Here is a 15438-nt window from a genome sequence, read left to right as displayed (position 1 = left end):
TTTTAAAAAGTACTATTAAGCCTTAGTGGCCAAAATAAGCTTATAATCGCCTTCAAAAATATTGTTAGGGTAGCGGGTTTTCAATAATTCTGCAATATGTGGTGAAGCAAGGTTGTCCAAAACAATTTTCACATCCACACCTTCCTCAGGAATTACCAATACCATATCCAACCGACTATTGTCATTGGCAGGTTCTAAGTTTTGCAGTACATGGCGAATGCCAACCCTTAGAAAATTTAGGTTTTGGCGGATAAGTAATTCAGCAGCAGAATCCTTTCGTTTACTCCCAATGCGTACAATTTCAAATTTTACGTCCATAGTGAAAAAGTTAAATGGTAATGTGAATTTCAAAATTATTTATGGAATTTACAACACAATTTAGGAGTCTGTTTACTATTTTATTTCTACCTCATTTAATACCAAAAAAATACCCCCTGTAGATACAGAGGGTAAGATTTAAAAAGGTTTTTAAAAAACAACCTATTGTTTTTTAGAGGATGCCTTAAAGGTATAGGTAATCCCAATGTTGATTCCAAAAGATGAATACGGTACCTTTTGTGCTAGTTTTCTAGAAGGATCGGTATTATCGTTTGGCAATTCATCTACATAGGTAGTTTCTTTAGAGTATCCCGCAGGCAAGTTGTCCAAAGTATAGTATCCTTCAACGGCCACAGTACCATCAGGCAATACAATGTTGGTGTTGAATTCAACAAGTTCAGAGTCTTTACGCTTCAAGCTGATACCGTAATATTCCGCTTCAGCAAACAAACTAATGTTAGGGCTTACGTCAAATTTGTAGCCTAGAGCTCCCACAAATCCCAATGGGAATTTTCCGTGGAAATCTTCAACATAATGGGTGTCTGAATAAGACCCTTCCGGAAGGTTTAAAGCAGTAGCTTCTGCAGATGAGAATACTGATTTTTGATTCACAACAGCTTCAGTTTTTCCGCCTACTTTAATCAAGGCTCCAAAACGTCCGTAAATATTATTGCTAAATCTATAAACCATAGACAAAGAAGCTCCATAAGCACGGGCTCTGGCAATAGCGTCCAACTCTAGGTTTGGTAAATTAACCTCAGAAACGGTTTGGTCTGCCCCATGAAGGTATCCAAAACCTAAATCGGCTCCAAAGTGTTCGTTAAAGAAATAGGTACCTCTTAATTGGAAATTCACACCTTCTCCGTAGCTTCCATAAGAGTTCTCGGTTGTACTAGTGCTTACTTTTTCGCCTAACTTAATTTCAGCACTTCCAATGGCATACCCGCCACTGGCAGAAATTTGCAACTGTGCAAAAGACATACCGCTCAACAATAGGCCAACTACTGTAAATAGTTTTGTTTTCATATTTGTTTGGTAAAAATTTTTGCAAAGATACTACCATTAAACAGCTAGAGCAACAAACACGCGCTCTAGTTTCGGTTTTTATAGGCTTTTATAAGGGATCTATTATAGGCAATGGAGAAAATGACTATCAAAAATTTGTATTTGATAAACGGATTGTTTGGCCAAATATTTGTAAGAGCAAGGATTACTAAGGCTAGGGTAATAATGGAAATAACAATTTCTAAAGGTCTTAAAAGTTTGTTCATGTATTAAACCAGTTTGAATAAACAAGAATTCTATGGTTGATATTGATAATAATAAAAGTAGATTTTTTGTTGTAAATTTATAAGACTTCCTGAAAATATGAAACAGTTCTAATTAATTGGCAAACAATAGAAACACCTTGAGTTGCCTCAGTGAAACAAGGTTGGTGCAACCAATTTAAATGTATTGTCATGAATACTCACACAGTAACTGGCTCTCGCTCCAATATTAAATCTTTTGAGCATTATTTTTTCTCTATTTCGGCTATTCTATTTTTTATTATTTGTGTCTTAGGTTTTACTCCTAATATTTTTAGAAGGGTAGACGAAGGTAATATGGAGGTGTATCCATTATTGGTAATGCATAGTCTTTCTGCAACACTTTGGCTGTTGGTGTTTATAGCACAAACGCAATTTGTGTTTTGGGATAAGTTTAAGTACCATCCTAAAATTGGGAGATGGGCTGTTCTAATTTTATTGGTTTGGATAATCTCTTCCATATTTATATCTCTTACTGATCTTTCAAAATTTGGTTATCCTGACAATTTTTTTACCGATGAAAAAGTAAGAACCAGATGGGGAAGATTAATGGGGAATGATTTATTGGATTTTCTTTATACTGCAGGTATGATAACTATTGGTATTATAAATAGAAAAAGGCCGTTTTTACACAAACGCTTCATCTATTATGGTACTTTATTGATGGTGGGAGCAGGTATTACTCGTTTGCCAGTTGCCTTTGGAATGGAAAGAGGGGACTTTAGTTTCGTGTTGCCTTTATTATTGCCTTTACCTTTATTAGTGTATGATTTAATAAGTCAAAAGAAAATTAATTTTAAAGTATGGGCTTTGTCTTTGTTTCTTTTAAAATATTCTGATGGTCAGGCATATCGATTTTTAAATCGTAATGTGTTTAATACACCGGAATGGATTGATTTCTGTATTGCTATTAACTTTTAATTGCTGCAAAAGGTGTAAGGAGGGAATTTTGAAAATGGCTGAATAAATTAAGAATAAAAAACAAACCCCCTGTAAAAACAGAGGGTCTGGGATGTTTTAGTGGAGTCGGAGAGAATCGAACTCTCGTCCAAACAAGTAACTAAAGAGCTTTCTACACGCTTAGTCTTTTCTTGTGTTTTCGATTGCAACCTGGCTAAAGACAGCCTAGCGACAACTTATCTTTTTTAGTTTCAAAAGCAGGTCAAAGCGCCCTACCTTCTATATTGACATTTACGATGCCTCAAAATGGAACGCCGTCAATCAAGGCTTTCCGGAGACATTTAGCTTGTACACCTTGTGTACCTAGGCAAATCTTACTATAATTCAGATTAAGCAGCTAAAGCGTAGTTATTCTCGCCGTTTAAAAGTTTGACCTAGCCTTTAACGTGTTTCAAAGTCATTACACGACGTGCTTACCGTTTAATTAATCTCGCTGTCAAAACCAGTCGACCCCAAATTAGTTATGTCACTTCAAGAGTTGGTCGAGAAGTTGGCGTTCCCCTTACGGGGCAGGCTTTCGCAACTCGCTTTTTTGGGCGCTTCTCCCAAAAAGAGCTCATACAAATTGCTCAATCCTTAACGCGGATGCAAAGTTATTAAAAAGTTTGTATAACCATACTATTCCACTTATTTTCGTGCAATCATTATACCAAAGTGGTATGTGTCAGTTACCTTAAATGCTTCATTGTTATGAAATTTGCCATCATCAAGGAGCGTAAATCACCACCGGATAGACGTGTGGTTTTTTCGCCCGAAACCCTAAAAAAAGCGAGTCAGTTATTCCCTCATGCCACTTTTAAAGTGGAAGCTTCCAATATTAGGGTGTTTCCAAATGAGGCATATAGCAGTCAAGGATTTGAGGTGGTTGACGATGTGAGCGATTGTGATGTGTTGATTGGCGTAAAGGAAGTTCCTGTAGATTACTTGATACCGAATAAATCCTATTTCTTCTTTTCACATACCATTAAGAAGCAACCTTACAACAGGGATTTGCTGTGCTCCATTTTGGAAAAAAACATCACGCTTTATGACCACGAAACTATTGTTAGGGAAAATGGCGCACGACTCATAGGTTTTGGAAGATATGCGGGCATTGTTGGGGCCTATAATGGATTCAGGGCTTGGGGGCTAAAACAGGATACTTGGAATTTACCTAAAGCCGAGACCTTGGCAGACCAACAGGCTTTGATAGCACAGCTTAATACTATTGCCTTACCGCCAATAAAAATCTTGCTTACAGGAAGTGGTAAGGTGGCAGGAGGTGCCAAGGAAATGTTGGATGCCATGAATATTAAACAGGTTGAGGTAGCGGCCTATTTGGACCAAACTTTTGATGAACCTGTGTATTGTGTTATTGATGTATTGGATTATAACAAGCGCAAGGATGGAAAAGTGATTGATAATTTGGACTTCTTCAATCATCCAGAAGCTTATGAATCCAACTTTATGCGCTTTGCCAAAGTCACCGATTTCTTTATTGCGGGGCATTTTTATGGAGATGGTGCACCTTATTTGTTTACCCGAGAGGATGCTAAATCCGAGGATTTCAATATTTCAGTAGTGGCCGATATTAGTTGTGATATCGATGGACCAGTGGGAACTACCATCAGACCTTCTACCATTGCAGAACCAATTTATGGTTACGAACCACAAACCGAAACCGAAATAGATTATAAAGATCCTAAGGCTATCGTTGTCATGGCAGTAGATAATTTGCCTTGCGAATTGCCTAAAGATGCCAGCGAAGGTTTTGGAAGTTTGTTTTTGGAGTATGTGTTGCCTGCGTTTTTTAATGCCGATAAAGATGGTATCTTGCAGCGAGCAAAGGTAACCCAGAATGGTAAGTTAACTGAGAGGTTTGGCTATTTGCAGGATTATGTGGATGGAATTTAACTTTAAATAGTGATGTTGTGTTGTTGTTTTAGTTTAATTTTTAATGAGACATACCTGTCTAGAATATAGGTAATCCATGTTAAAAGAGGGGGCATTATAGGATATAGGAAACGATGATAAGATGATAACAAACTTATGCCTCCTAAATATATTAGGGAAAAACTAGAAATTAATATAATTGGTAATTCTATGTCCTTAAATTTTAAAAGGCTTAATACGAATGTCATTATTAAGCATATTACCAATAGAGTATCAGGTATCACATAATAAAGCATTCTATTTGAGGTTATTTGGAAGTCATGTGGATAACCAAAGAATATACGACCTAGATTTGAAATCCAATTTTTAAAATATTTTGCCTTGTGATTAATGATGTTTTCTATGGCTTTATTTTTCAGCGCTTCATCTTTTGCTACGGGATGCAAATTGTCAATAGAATTTATGAATTCAATATGATTAACTTCTATTTCCTTCTTTTTGTCGAGGGTTTTGAAAGAATGCCAATCACCAAGTTCTCCTTCAAAAGGAGTGCTCATCCAATATAGGCTCATTCCTCCGGCATTACCATAATAAAAAAACTTATCAGTGATATTATATGTGTAGGTTAAATAGGGAAGAGTTGTAAGAAAGCCAAGCAAGAATATAACTAAAGATTGTTTGAGAGCCTTTGTGTGAAATCTAGGTTTTAGAAATAGTAGAATCACCAATACTATAAACATTGTTACAATTACATAGGCGAAAATAACCTTTGTTAGAGCCAAATATCCTAAAGCAATAGATGCCAAAAAAAAGTTTTTTCTTCTGCCAAGTTTTAAATTAGTTATAAATTGATATGTGAAAAAAGATACCAGAAAGAAAGAAATGGCTTCAGTTAAAATTCTTGGAAGGCTTTCAAATAAAAGAGGGTAATATAGACCTAATGCCAAACTAATTAGTAGAGCCTTGTTTTTATTTAAGAAAAGGAGCAGGGATCTATAAAGGTAAATGATTCCGAAATAGATAAAAAGTGCATTAAAAAGTTTTGGAATCAAAAGGGGAATTTTGAGATATAGGAATGGAGTTAAAAAAAGGGGGTAGCCTGGTCCATTCCATAGAAAGTTAGATTCTTCTTTAAAAGAACCAATATAGGTGCCGTTAAGCAAATTATGGGCATAGGCTAAATATCTACCTTCATCACCAATTAATATATTTTGTTGCTTTATTAAACAAATAATTAAATATAAAATTAATAATGGAGAAAACAATAAGTAGATATTATTGGTAATGCATTTTAGTTTTGTTTTCATTTAAAGATATTGTACTTAAAAATACACCATAGTGCCCTAAATCCATCTTTCCAGTTAATTTTTTTTCCTTCCGCATATGTTCTACCATAGTATGATATGCCAATTTCGTAGATTCTAATATTAGGAATTCTAGCTATTTTAGCGGTAACTTCTGGTTCAAAACCAAATCTTGTTTCTTTGAGTTTCAAATTTTTTATGATATCAGCTCTAAATAACTTGTAGCATGTTTCCATGTCAGTTAGATTTAAATTTGTAAAGGCATTAGATAAGAAGGTCAAAAATTTATTTCCAATCGAATGCCAAAAAAATAAAACTCTATGCGGATTTCCGCCCATAAACCTTGACCCATAAACAACGTCGGCATACCCGGAAATTATAGGTTTTAATAAATTGTTGAATTCATTGGGGTCATATTCCAAATCCGCATCTTGAATAACGATATAATCGCCATTAGCATTTGAAATACCTGTGTGAATAGCTGCTCCCTTTCCTTTATTTTTTTGGTGTTTCAAATAAGTTATGGGTAATTCTTTGTTGGATTTTATATAATGAGCAATAAGATTTTCAGTATTGTCATTGGAACAATCATCAATAATGATTACCGATTTGGAAATGTTATTGTCCAATGTTACATTCTTAATTTTATCCAGTAGAGTGAGAATCGTTGCCTCCTCATTATATACAGGAATAAGAATGGATAATATTTTTTTCATGGGGTAATTGAGGTATTGCTAAAGTAAGCCTGTAAAAGTAGCTAAATTGAAATTAGTTTAAAAAGTCAATTTTTTGTTTTTTGAATAATGAAAATAATGGAATTGTTCGGATTTAGATTTAAAAAGTAATTTTGAATAGGTTACAGAGGTCAAAATGAAGATTTTAAAAAACTTTAAGACTTTCCATAGGATGTTTGGGTAAATTAGGTAGTTTTGAGGCTCTTTATTTTTTGAATTGAACTATTAGTTATGGCTAAAACGGTATTGATAACAGGCGGGGCTTCAGGATTGGGATATGAATTGGCATTGTTGTTTGCAAAGGATACATATAATTTGGTGTTGGTAGATATCAATGCAGATAATTTAAAGCAGGCAAAAGAAACGTTGGAAAAGAAGTACAATGCCAATGTTCGAGTGATGCTGAAGGATTTGAGCCAAGTCAATATCTCTGAAGAAATTGTTGCCGAACTGGGAGATACTGCTATAGATGTGCTGGTAAACAATGCCGGGTTTGGATTGTTCGGTACTTTTGCCACGACCGATTGGGACCGTGAAGCCAAAATGTTGAACCTTCATGTGGTTACTACAACGCATTTAACCAAACTCATATTAAAAGGTATGGTGGCTCGAGGATCAGGGAAGATTTTAAACCTGTCCTCTTTAGCAGGTTTTCAACCAGGGCCTTTAATGTCATTATATTATGCTACCAAGGGGTACATTTTGTCTTTTTCAGAGGCCATTGCTAATGAGCTAAAGGGAACTGGAGTAACGGTTACGGCACTTTGTCCTGGTCCTACGAAAACGTCTTTTCAACAAGTAGTTTCAGAAGGGACTTCCGAAAATAAAATCACCTTTAATATGGCAACGGCTAAGGACGTTGCTGCCTATGGTTATAAAGCGATGAATAAAGGGAAATCTGTGGCCATTCCTGGTGGATTCAATAAGTTTTTGGCAACACTTCCACGTATCATGCCTAGAAGATTAGCCACCTCTATTGTTAGAAATATCCAAGAGAAAAACAGAGCCGACTAATTGGCATTTCTAATACTTTTAAAAAGCCAATAACCTATTCCTAAAAAGATACCGAAGCTAATGGTAAAGGTCCATGCGCTGAGGTGTTGATTTGGTTGTATAAGAATACTCCAAATATCATTGAAAATGGTAAGAGGATGTTGTATGATTTCCCAAGAATTGAAGCGTAAATAGCGACCTAAGTACATTCCAAAACTTATGACAAAGAATAGTGGAAACATTAAGAGGGAAATGGTCTTGCTTTGCCAATAACGTTTCATAATCAATTCTATATCCAATAAGGAAAGGAAAAACAGGAGTACTCCCGTTAACGAAAAGGAGCTTACTATCAATACATCCAACCACAGAATATCATGACTGCTATTTTTGAGGTGGAACAAATCCGTGATGATATATGGGGCATTTGGAGCAAAAAGTAACCAAATGCCGAATCCTATAAATGTGCCAAATTTGTTAAGTTGACTCAGACTTCTTATATAGGTGGAAATCGCAAAAGGCACTATGGCTAAAAATAGATTCCAGACCAAAAACAGAAAGTAAAAGGAGTAGGTGAGTTTCATCCGAACCATGAGGAGGATTATGCTCAAAGTGGCCGCCACTATGGGCAGCACTATAATCTTGAATCGAGAAAACAGCAAGTATTTAATATTATTCATTGGTAAGCAATTTAAATTCAACAATAATTACGGTGATAATGCCTAGCGAATAGGCCATAAGGTCGGTATAGTTAAAGGTGTTGCCAAGGATTAATTTGGCGAGTGTATTGTGTTCCAAGTTCAGCAATTTCAACAAGTGGAAGGCTTGCAATATTTCAATAATATAGGAAACGGCTAATACCAATATGGCTGTTGGAAAGATGGCCAATTTGGTAAAACTTCTAACCAAACAGTACAGGAGGATTACAACTAGAAAATCTCCGAACGTATGGCGGATGAAGCCAGTTTCTAGGTTGGTAGCAATGAGTGTTTCAACTGCAAATAGAACCAGCGTCAGGAAAAAGTATGATTTATGGAATGTTAGTGTCATATGTTTTTAATTGGTGAATGAGATCTAAGGAAAAATGCGCCCTGTAAGATGGTTAAGTCTATATCCAGTAGCTTTTTGAAATCTAAGTTATGAAATGTATTGGCTTTTTTGCCAATGGTATATGAATCTAAATAGTAGCCTAAATAATCTGGCAGAATTAGGGTGCCCAACAAAATTGCGCCGTACATATAGGGGCTTTGTTTGCCGTTGCCAAAGCTTAAATATTGTAAAGCTATTTCATCTTCTACGGTAATACCGTATCCTGTCAAAACATGGTAGCAATCGTGACGTTCTACTTTTGGAATCAATTCAAAACCGTGTTGGTTTAAAAATTCGCCCAAGTGTCTGCCAAAGGAGGTTTCCGGAAGTTGGAGGAGTTGATTTGTAGTAATGCCCCATGGTTCATGATGTTTGAAAATTCGTGTGTATATAGTCTTTGATATTTCAAAGAGCCAATGGATAAGTTGTTTTCTGTATGTTTTCATTATGTGGTAGGTTTTAAACTCCCGCCCCTTCAATGGGATGAAGGGAACAGGAGTTGTTTTGGGGAAAAGATTATCCGTTATTCCAATCAATTTTTCTAGATACAAACATGACGGTTGCCAAAATGATGAACAGTCCAATGCTGCCAACCAAAAGCGCATAGTTTTCCAATTGAATAATGACGTAGATGAAGGTGTAAAGCGCAGTAAGGCTCAATCCAATAAAAATGGGGAACTTAAAGGTTTTGAGTATGGATTTGGAGTACAGTGTTATAAGAGTCACCACCGAAATACCTGCTACCAAATAAGCTTTTAGGAAATTACTGTGTTCCGAAATGGAAACGAGCAAAGTGTAAAACATGGTGAGTGCCAAACCAATCATTAAATATTGAAATGGGTGTATATTAATGTTACTCATGGTTTGTATGAGGAAGAAAATGAGGAAGGTTAACCCGATGACAAGGAAGCCATATTTGGCAGAGCGCTCACTTTTTTGGTATTCGTCTACCATGACGATAAACTTGGTGCCGAAGGCAAATTCCTGTAAATCTGGTATGTTTTTTAAGTATTGCTGAGAAAAGGCCCTGTTGATATGCAGGATTTTCCAATCGGCTTCAAAACCTTCGTCTGTAATGGTTTTTGTTTCGTCGTTGGGAAGAAAATTGCCAATAAAACTAGGGTTGGCCCAATTGGACGTCATATGCATGGTGGTTGTTTTTCCAATTGGAATGAGCTGAATGTTCTGGCTTCCGTTAAAGGTCATGTGGAAACTGAAATTGGTATTGGCAGATTTTGGAACATCCGTTTCTTTTAAAAATCCAGATTCCAATTCATCCAATTGTGAGCTATTTCTAGAATTGTTTTTAAAGTTGGTTTCAAAAGAATAGGTGCTGTCGTTCAATTTTAAGGACATTTCATTCTTTATGCCCTTTAGATTGGACGTTTTAATAAGAATTGTGGCTTTGTTCCACAAGATATCCTCATCCTTGATGTCTTTTATTTTAAGGTTGGGGATTGGAAAATTCCCATTAAAATCCATGTTAGCGGTGTAGACGGCCGACTCATAATTGTTTCGGTTCAAAGATTTAGAATCGACATCTACATCAGATGTTAAGGATTCAGGAAAGATATAGGCATATTTTATTTCTGATGTCGTTTCGGTAAAATAGGTTTTGGTTTGTTCGTTGTAGGTTTTTGTTTCCGAATAGGTTTTGTATGGGAGTTTTAAAATAGGGCCGTAAATCATCACGTGGTTTCCCCATTTGTCATTGATTTCGTTGACCACATCCTGTTGTCGCATGGAACGTTCAAAAATGAGGCTTTCAATAAATGAAAGGGGAATCAATAAAATCAATACCAAGAAACCTACCATGAGCATTCTTGCTGTAATAGAGGTTTTTAGCCAGTTGCCAAATTTGTTCGGTTGAGGTTTTTGTAGTTGTTCCATGGTTAAGTGTTTAAAGTACTTTGAAATTCAAAGTAAGTTGATAAAAAAATATGTTATTGTTTATTGATCAATTTTTCAAGGGCTTCGATGTGCTTTTGAAATTCGACTTTGCCAAGTTTTGTCACCGAATAGCGTGTGTTAGGTTTTCTTCCTATAAATTGCTTTTCCACCTTTATATATTCTGCCTTTTCCAGAGCCTTCGTATGGCTGGCAAGATTCCCGTCCGTAGCACCGAGAAGTTCTTTTAAGGTATTGAAATCGGCGTATTCGTTGACCATTAAAATGGACATAATACCCAGCCTAATTCTATGGTCAAAGACCTTATTTATGTTGTTGATAATGCTCAAAACCTATGCTCTGTCATATTTGAAATGCATCCAAGTACCGTAAATGATGTGCATAAGGCCAAAGCCAATGACCCACAGCCAAAAACCACAACCGGGATATAGGGCGCAAATTAAGCCTAAAATTATTTCGGCGAAACCTAAATAGCGAATATCTCCTATACTATACTTTGACGCGTTGATTAATGCCAGTCCATAAAAAATAAGCATTAGAGCACCAGTTTGACCATATTTTTGTTGACCCAAAATTATCAAGATGTAGATACCGCCTACTACCAGAGGAATCAAAAAATTTATGACCAATCTTTTGGAAGCGCCATCCCATATTTTTTCACCTGCTTTTTTCGCTTTTCTGGTGGTTAGGATCACGCCTGTAACTGCGCTTAAAAAGGCAATCAAAAACAGATCTAACATCACCAATTTGAAAATCATACCATCCAATATTAGATAATCTCTATCGGAATTGGCAACGAGCCAATAGGCAACACTAGCTCCAATTAGGGCGTAAATACCAGCGAGAATTCCAGAGAGGCCGCTTAATGAAATAAATCGCGAGGATTTGTTCATTAGGTTTTTAATTTCGGTAATGTCTTTTAGATAATCTTTTGATTCCATATTAAAGTACTTTGAAAAACAAAGTAAATAAATTTATTTCAATTTTGAACTATGTTTTTTTGAAAAAAAAATCTAGAGGTTTAAGAAATGAAAGATTATAGTAATAGACCTAAGTAGAGATCAATGATCAAAAGTTTATAAAGCTTTATTCACCAAATAGTTTTGGAACACGATGCCTTTAAAAGGTTTCTTCTGTTTTTTGATGACATCAAAATAATGGTTCTCGAAAAAGGGGAGTGCTGTTTTGCTAACATCGGAGCGCATCTCTTCAAAGCCTTCTCCAATGGCGTAAGATTCCATCACCCTTAAAAGTTTAGAGGCAATGCCCTGGCGCTGGTAATCCTTGTGTACAAAAAGTCCGTCTAGATAATTACCGTTTTTAAGGTAGGCAAAGCCTGTGATGGTGTCATCTTGTTCGGCAACAATGAAATAAAGGGACTCAATGCGTTCTTCCCATTTCTCGATATCATTGGCACCAGAAGCCCAAACTTCTATCTGTTTTTCAGAATAGTCCTTACTGTTAACATTCTGGATGGTATCCCTGAAAAGTGCAGTAATAAACGGAATGTCTTCTTTGGTAGCTTCTCTAATTTGAATCATGATGTTGCAAATATGCGTTCCCCTAAAGGATGTTATAAAGAGTTAATTGTTTTTCTAATTGCAACTAGGTTGGTAAGAAGGTTTTCCAAGTTGTCCAAATGCAACATATTGGCTCCATCACTTTTGGCTTTGGCTGGATCAAAATGGGTTTCAATAAATAGGCCATCAACATTATTGACAACTCCTGCACGAGCAATGGTTTCAATCATATCAGGTCTTCCGCCTGTTACCCCAGCCGTTTGGTTTGGTTGTTGAAGAGAGTGGGTTACATCCAATACTACTGGTGCGTATTGCTTCATGGTAGGGATGCCTCTAAAATCAACAATCATGTCTTGATAACCAAACATGGTACCACGGTCGGTAATCCAAGCTTTGTCACTTCCTGAATCTTTTACCTTTTGCACCGCATGTTTCATGGCTTCAGGGCTCATGAATTGTCCTTTTTTAAGGTTGACCACTTTGCCTGTTTCGGCGGCCGCCACAACCAAATCCGTCTGTCTTACCAAAAAGGCTGGAATTTGAAGGACGTCTACATATTCAGCAGCTTTTGCAGCGTCAGAAACTTCATGGATATCTGTAACTGTAGGCACGCCAAATTCTTGGGAGACTTTTTGTAAAATTTTCAAGGCTTTCTCGTCACCGATCCCTGTAAAACTATCAATTCTACTACGATTGGCTTTTTTGAAACTTCCTTTAAATACATAAGGGATTTCCAGTTTGTTGGTAATGCCCACCACTTTTTCGGCAATGCGCATGGCCATGTCTTCGCCTTCAATGGCACATGGACCGGCCAATAAAAAGAAATTGTTTGAATTGCTGTGTTTTATGTTAGGGACATCGCTGAGTTTCATCTGCTTGAATTTCTAAAATTGAGCGGCAAATATACGCATTTAAAAGGTTTTTTTTATGCTGTTTCGAATCATCCAAAGAGACATGGCAAAATTGGCAAATACAAAGAGGCCACCATAAAGGACAAACCTTTTCACAAAGCTTGAAAATTGAATGATATTGAGTAAATCTGAAAGGTAGGCCCAAATCATATAAGAGGACAGGCACACAAAGGTGATGCCCAGTGAGAAGTTGAGTTGCTTACTTGGTTTTATGAGTTGCCAAACAAAAGGCAGAGCAAAAATTAAAATAGGATAGGCTTCAATGCCCAGATTTCGGTTGACATCAGTAAACCAAAAGACGATTACCGACAGGAAATATAGGTAGGGTATGAATTTGGAATATTTTTGAATTAGATTCATTTTTAAATGATCTTAACTAAAATGTATATTAATTATTGGTGATAAGTAGGTGAAGTATAATGTTAAAGGTCATTCTTCTCATAAATATACGTATAGAACCCCTGTTTTTGGATTATTCTAACATAGAATTAACTAAATTAATAAATCTTTAATTTAAATTGAGTGTTTTTAAGATGTTTGCATTCAGTTAGTTGGTTGGTTTGTGGGAGGGCATGTTAAATGCTTTTGAAATTTGTTTTAAAGGATTGTAATAATTATTGATAATTAATTTTTCCTAAGGAATTTAATGTACCTTTGCACGCTTAAAATAAGGCGTCATTATGGCTAAGATTAAAAACATAGCAATTATTGCTCACGTAGACCACGGTAAGACAACCTTGGTTGATAAGATCATGTACCACTGTCAATTGTTTCGTGAAAACGAAAATACAGGGGATCTTATATTGGATAATAACGACTTGGAACGTGAAAGAGGAATCACCATTACTTCCAAGAATGTGTCCGTAACTTACAAAGACACTAAAATCAATATTATTGACACTCCTGGTCACGCCGATTTTGGAGGAGAAGTAGAGCGTGTTCTTAACATGGCCGATGGGGTTTTGTTGTTGGTGGATGCCTTTGAAGGTCCAATGCCGCAAACAAGATTTGTATTACAAAAAGCTATTGACCTTGGATTGAAACCTTGTGTGGTAGTTAATAAAGTAGATAAAGAAAACTGTACGCCAGAAGAAGTTCATGAAAAGGTATTCGACCTGATGTTTGAACTTGGAGCGGAAGAGTGGCAGTTGGATTTCCCAACCGTTTATGGTTCGGCGAAAAACAACTGGATGAGTGACGACTGGAAAAACCAAACCGAAAACATCGAGCCATTGTTGGATATGGTAATCGAGCATATTCCTGAGCCAAAATTTGATCAAGGAACTACTCAAATGTTGATTACTTCATTAGACTTCTCAAGCTTTACAGGACGTATTGCTATTGGACGTTTGACTCGTGGAGAATTGAAAGCAGGACAGAACATTTCGTTGGTAAAGCGTGATGGAACTGTGGTTAAAAATAAAATTAAAGAGCTTCATGTATTTGAAGGTCTTGGACGTGTAAAAGTAGATCACGTGCAAACTGGAGATATCTGTGCTATCGTTGGTCTGGAAGGTTTTGAAATTGGTGACACTGTTGCCGATTTTGAAAATCCGGAAGCTTTAAAAACCATCGCCATTGATGAGCCAACAATGAGTATGTTGTTTACTATTAACGATTCTCCTTTCTTCGGAAAAGACGGAAAGTTTGTAACATCTCGTCACATCAAAGAGCGCTTGACAAAAGAGTTGGAGAAAAACTTGGCCTTACGTGTTCAGGAAACTGATAGTGCCGATAAGTTTTTGGTATTTGGTCGTGGGGTACTTCACTTATCTGTTTTGATTGAAACCATGCGTCGTGAAGGATATGAGCTTCAAATTGGGCAACCACAGGTAATCATCAAGGAAATTGATGGTGTGAAATGTGAGCCGGTAGAAGAGATGACGATTGATTTACCTGAAAATGTTTCTGGTAAGGCGGTTGAATTAGTAACCATACGTAAAGGTGAAATGTTAAGTATGGAAGCTAAAGGCGATCGTATGGTGATTGAGTTTATGGTGCCATCCCGTGGTATTATTGGCTTACGTAATCAATTGTTGACAGCTACGGCTGGTGAGGCTATTATGGCGCACCGTTTTAAAGAATACCAACCTCTAAAAGGAGGTATTCCTGAGCGTCAAAATGGATCCTTGGTATCTATGGAAAAAGGTCAGGCAATCCCTTACTCGATTGATAAGTTACAGGATAGAGGTAAGTTTTTTGTAGATCCAGGAGAAGATATTTACGAAGGTCAAGTAATTGGTGAGAACTCTCGTCAAGATGATATGACAGTAAATATTACCAAGACCAAAAAATTAAGTAACGTACGTTCGGCTGGAGCAGATGATAAAGCTAGAATTGTACCTGCTATTAAATTCTCTTTGGAAGAAGCCTTGGAATACATCCAAAAGGATGAGTATGTAGAGGTTACTCCAAACCACTTACGTATCCGTAAAATTTTATTAACGGAAGTAGAGCGTAAGCGTAATAAGAATATCTAACATATAGATGTTCCAAAACATCATTTTAAAAAGCGAAACCTTTAA

General features: G+C 36.5%; 18 protein-coding genes and 1 other RNA gene. 4 read left to right on the top strand and 15 right to left on the bottom strand.

The annotated features are described in order from the left end of the window. Positions 1-15 precede the first annotated feature (15 nt). The 3 genes from ZA05_RS09670 to ZA05_RS09660 all read right to left on the bottom strand — a co-directional run bounded on the left by ZA05_RS09670 (position 16) and on the right by ZA05_RS09660 (position 1589). Positions 16-318 (bottom strand): hypothetical protein, encoded by a 303-nt coding sequence (locus tag ZA05_RS09670; protein ID WP_053991488.1) that lies wholly within the window; start codon positions 316-318, stop codon positions 16-18. 162 nt (positions 319-480) lie between these two features. Beyond that, on the bottom strand, positions 481-1344 hold the full coding sequence (locus ZA05_RS09665; RefSeq protein ID WP_053991487.1) for an outer membrane beta-barrel protein: 864 nt from the start codon (positions 1342-1344) through the stop codon (positions 481-483). 65 nt (positions 1345-1409) lie between these two features. Beyond that, positions 1410-1589: a hypothetical protein gene (locus ZA05_RS09660; RefSeq protein WP_053991486.1), complete on the bottom strand. Its 180-nt coding sequence runs from the start codon at positions 1587-1589 to the stop codon at positions 1410-1412. Between the two features lie 189 nt (positions 1590-1778). Here ZA05_RS09660 and ZA05_RS09655 point away from each other — a divergent pair, with 189 nt between their 5' ends. Continuing rightward, on the top strand, positions 1779-2546 hold the full coding sequence (locus tag ZA05_RS09655) for a hypothetical protein (protein ID WP_053991485.1): 768 nt from the start codon (positions 1779-1781) through the stop codon (positions 2544-2546). Positions 2547-2643: 97 nt separating this feature from the next. Here ZA05_RS09655 and ssrA read toward each other — a convergent pair. Further along, positions 2644-3039, bottom strand: a transfer-messenger RNA (tmRNA) gene (gene ssrA, locus ZA05_RS18040). Positions 3040-3275: 236 nt separating this feature from the next. Here ssrA and ZA05_RS09650 point away from each other — a divergent pair. Further along, a complete protein-coding gene (locus tag ZA05_RS09650; RefSeq protein ID WP_053991484.1) occupies positions 3276-4478 on the top strand; it encodes an NAD(P)-dependent oxidoreductase in 1203 nt (400 codons plus the stop codon). A gap of 2 nt (positions 4479-4480) precedes the next feature. Here the strand turns inward: ZA05_RS09650 and ZA05_RS09645 are convergent, their stop codons facing one another. Together ZA05_RS09645 and ZA05_RS09640 are read right to left on the bottom strand one after the other, a co-directional pair. Next, positions 4481-5764: a glycosyltransferase family 39 protein gene (locus ZA05_RS09645; RefSeq protein ID WP_053991483.1), complete on the bottom strand. Its 1284-nt coding sequence runs from the start codon at positions 5762-5764 to the stop codon at positions 4481-4483. After that, on the bottom strand, positions 5761-6477 hold the full coding sequence (locus ZA05_RS09640) for a glycosyltransferase family 2 protein (RefSeq protein WP_053991482.1): 717 nt from the start codon (positions 6475-6477) through the stop codon (positions 5761-5763). The genes ZA05_RS09645 and ZA05_RS09640 overlap by 4 nt, the downstream gene beginning before the upstream one ends. A 249-nt stretch (positions 6478-6726) precedes the next feature. Between ZA05_RS09640 and ZA05_RS09635 the strand changes: the two genes are divergently transcribed. Continuing rightward, positions 6727-7509 carry an SDR family oxidoreductase gene (locus tag ZA05_RS09635; RefSeq protein WP_053991481.1) on the top strand — a complete coding sequence of 261 codons (783 nt, stop codon included), beginning with the start codon at positions 6727-6729 and terminating at the stop codon, positions 7507-7509. Here the strand turns inward: ZA05_RS09635 and ZA05_RS09630 are convergent. From ZA05_RS09630 to ZA05_RS09590, 9 genes are all read right to left on the bottom strand, one after another. Further along, positions 7506-8165 (bottom strand): DUF1361 domain-containing protein, encoded by a 660-nt coding sequence (locus tag ZA05_RS09630; RefSeq protein WP_082333732.1) that lies wholly within the window; start codon positions 8163-8165, stop codon positions 7506-7508. The genes ZA05_RS09635 and ZA05_RS09630 overlap by 4 nt on opposite strands. After that, positions 8158-8535: a DUF2809 domain-containing protein gene (locus tag ZA05_RS09625; RefSeq protein ID WP_053991479.1), complete on the bottom strand. Its 378-nt coding sequence runs from the start codon at positions 8533-8535 to the stop codon at positions 8158-8160. The genes ZA05_RS09630 and ZA05_RS09625 overlap by 8 nt, the downstream gene beginning before the upstream one ends. Next, the gene (locus tag ZA05_RS09620) at positions 8532-9020 is read right to left on the bottom strand and encodes a Coq4 family protein (protein WP_053991656.1); all 489 of its coding nucleotides are present in this window, start codon (positions 9018-9020) and stop codon (positions 8532-8534) included. Before ZA05_RS09620 ends, ZA05_RS09625 begins: the two co-directional genes overlap by 4 nt. A 70-nt stretch (positions 9021-9090) precedes the next feature. Beyond that, positions 9091-10464, bottom strand: a complete 1374-nt coding sequence (creD, locus tag ZA05_RS09615) for a cell envelope integrity protein CreD (RefSeq protein WP_053991478.1) — start codon at positions 10462-10464, stop codon at positions 9091-9093. A 53-nt stretch (positions 10465-10517) separates the two neighbouring features. After that, a complete protein-coding gene (locus tag ZA05_RS09610; protein WP_053991477.1) occupies positions 10518-10811 on the bottom strand; it encodes a transcriptional regulator in 294 nt (97 codons plus the stop codon). 3 nt (positions 10812-10814) lie between these two features. Beyond that, positions 10815-11423 (bottom strand): hypothetical protein, encoded by a 609-nt coding sequence (locus tag ZA05_RS09605; RefSeq protein ID WP_053991476.1) that lies wholly within the window; start codon positions 11421-11423, stop codon positions 10815-10817. A gap of 135 nt (positions 11424-11558) precedes the next feature. After that, on the bottom strand, positions 11559-12023 hold the full coding sequence (locus ZA05_RS09600; RefSeq protein WP_053991475.1) for a GNAT family N-acetyltransferase: 465 nt from the start codon (positions 12021-12023) through the stop codon (positions 11559-11561). A 32-nt stretch (positions 12024-12055) separates the two neighbouring features. Further along, complete coding sequence (gene kdsA, locus ZA05_RS09595; RefSeq protein ID WP_053991474.1) at positions 12056-12874, bottom strand: 3-deoxy-8-phosphooctulonate synthase; 819 nt, start codon at positions 12872-12874, stop codon at positions 12056-12058. A gap of 39 nt (positions 12875-12913) precedes the next feature. Then, positions 12914-13273, bottom strand: a complete 360-nt coding sequence (locus ZA05_RS09590) for a hypothetical protein (protein WP_053991473.1) — start codon at positions 13271-13273, stop codon at positions 12914-12916. 320 nt (positions 13274-13593) lie between these two features. Here ZA05_RS09590 and typA point away from each other — a divergent pair, with 320 nt between their 5' ends. Further along, positions 13594-15393, top strand: coding sequence for a translational GTPase TypA (typA, locus tag ZA05_RS09585; protein WP_053991472.1), 1800 nt, complete (start codon positions 13594-13596; stop codon positions 15391-15393). Positions 15394-15438 lie beyond the last annotated feature (45 nt).

Source organism: Mangrovimonas sp. TPBH4 (genome assembly GCF_001280505.1).
Taxonomy (GTDB): Bacteria; Bacteroidota; Bacteroidia; order Flavobacteriales; family Flavobacteriaceae; genus Mangrovimonas_A.
Note: the sequence above shows the minus strand (reverse complement) of the source record. Positions and strands in the feature narration are given on the sequence as shown.

Bases quoted from the DNA above. Each gene is read 5' to 3' on its own strand.
- ZA05_RS09670 (WP_053991488.1), bottom strand. From the start codon at position 318: ATGGACGTAAAATTTGAAATTGTACGCATTGGGAGTAAACGAAAGGAT.
- ZA05_RS09665 (WP_053991487.1), bottom strand. From the start codon at position 1,344: ATGAAAACAAAACTATTTACAGTAGTTGGCCTATTGTTGAGCGGTATG.
- ZA05_RS09660 (WP_053991486.1), bottom strand. From the start codon at position 1,589: ATGAACAAACTTTTAAGACCTTTAGAAATTGTTATTTCCATTATTACC.
- ZA05_RS09655 (WP_053991485.1), top strand. From the start codon at position 1,779: ATGAATACTCACACAGTAACTGGCTCTCGCTCCAATATTAAATCTTTT.
- ZA05_RS09650 (WP_053991484.1), top strand. From the start codon at position 3,276: ATGAAATTTGCCATCATCAAGGAGCGTAAATCACCACCGGATAGACGT.
- ZA05_RS09645 (WP_053991483.1), bottom strand. From the start codon at position 5,764: ATGAAAACAAAACTAAAATGCATTACCAATAATATCTACTTATTGTTT.
- ZA05_RS09640 (WP_053991482.1), bottom strand. From the start codon at position 6,477: ATGAAAAAAATATTATCCATTCTTATTCCTGTATATAATGAGGAGGCA.
- ZA05_RS09635 (WP_053991481.1), top strand. From the start codon at position 6,727: ATGGCTAAAACGGTATTGATAACAGGCGGGGCTTCAGGATTGGGATAT.
- ZA05_RS09630 (WP_082333732.1), bottom strand. From the start codon at position 8,165: ATGAATAATATTAAATACTTGCTGTTTTCTCGATTCAAGATTATAGTG.
- ZA05_RS09625 (WP_053991479.1), bottom strand. From the start codon at position 8,535: ATGACACTAACATTCCATAAATCATACTTTTTCCTGACGCTGGTTCTA.
- ZA05_RS09620 (WP_053991656.1), bottom strand. From the start codon at position 9,020: ATGAAAACATACAGAAAACAACTTATCCATTGGCTCTTTGAAATATCA.
- creD (WP_053991478.1), bottom strand. From the start codon at position 10,464: ATGGAACAACTACAAAAACCTCAACCGAACAAATTTGGCAACTGGCTA.
- ZA05_RS09605 (WP_053991476.1), bottom strand. From the start codon at position 11,423: ATGGAATCAAAAGATTATCTAAAAGACATTACCGAAATTAAAAACCTA.
- ZA05_RS09600 (WP_053991475.1), bottom strand. From the start codon at position 12,023: ATGATTCAAATTAGAGAAGCTACCAAAGAAGACATTCCGTTTATTACT.
- kdsA (WP_053991474.1), bottom strand. From the start codon at position 12,874: ATGAAACTCAGCGATGTCCCTAACATAAAACACAGCAATTCAAACAAT.
- ZA05_RS09590 (WP_053991473.1), bottom strand. From the start codon at position 13,273: ATGAATCTAATTCAAAAATATTCCAAATTCATACCCTACCTATATTTC.
- typA (WP_053991472.1), top strand. From the start codon at position 13,594: ATGGCTAAGATTAAAAACATAGCAATTATTGCTCACGTAGACCACGGT.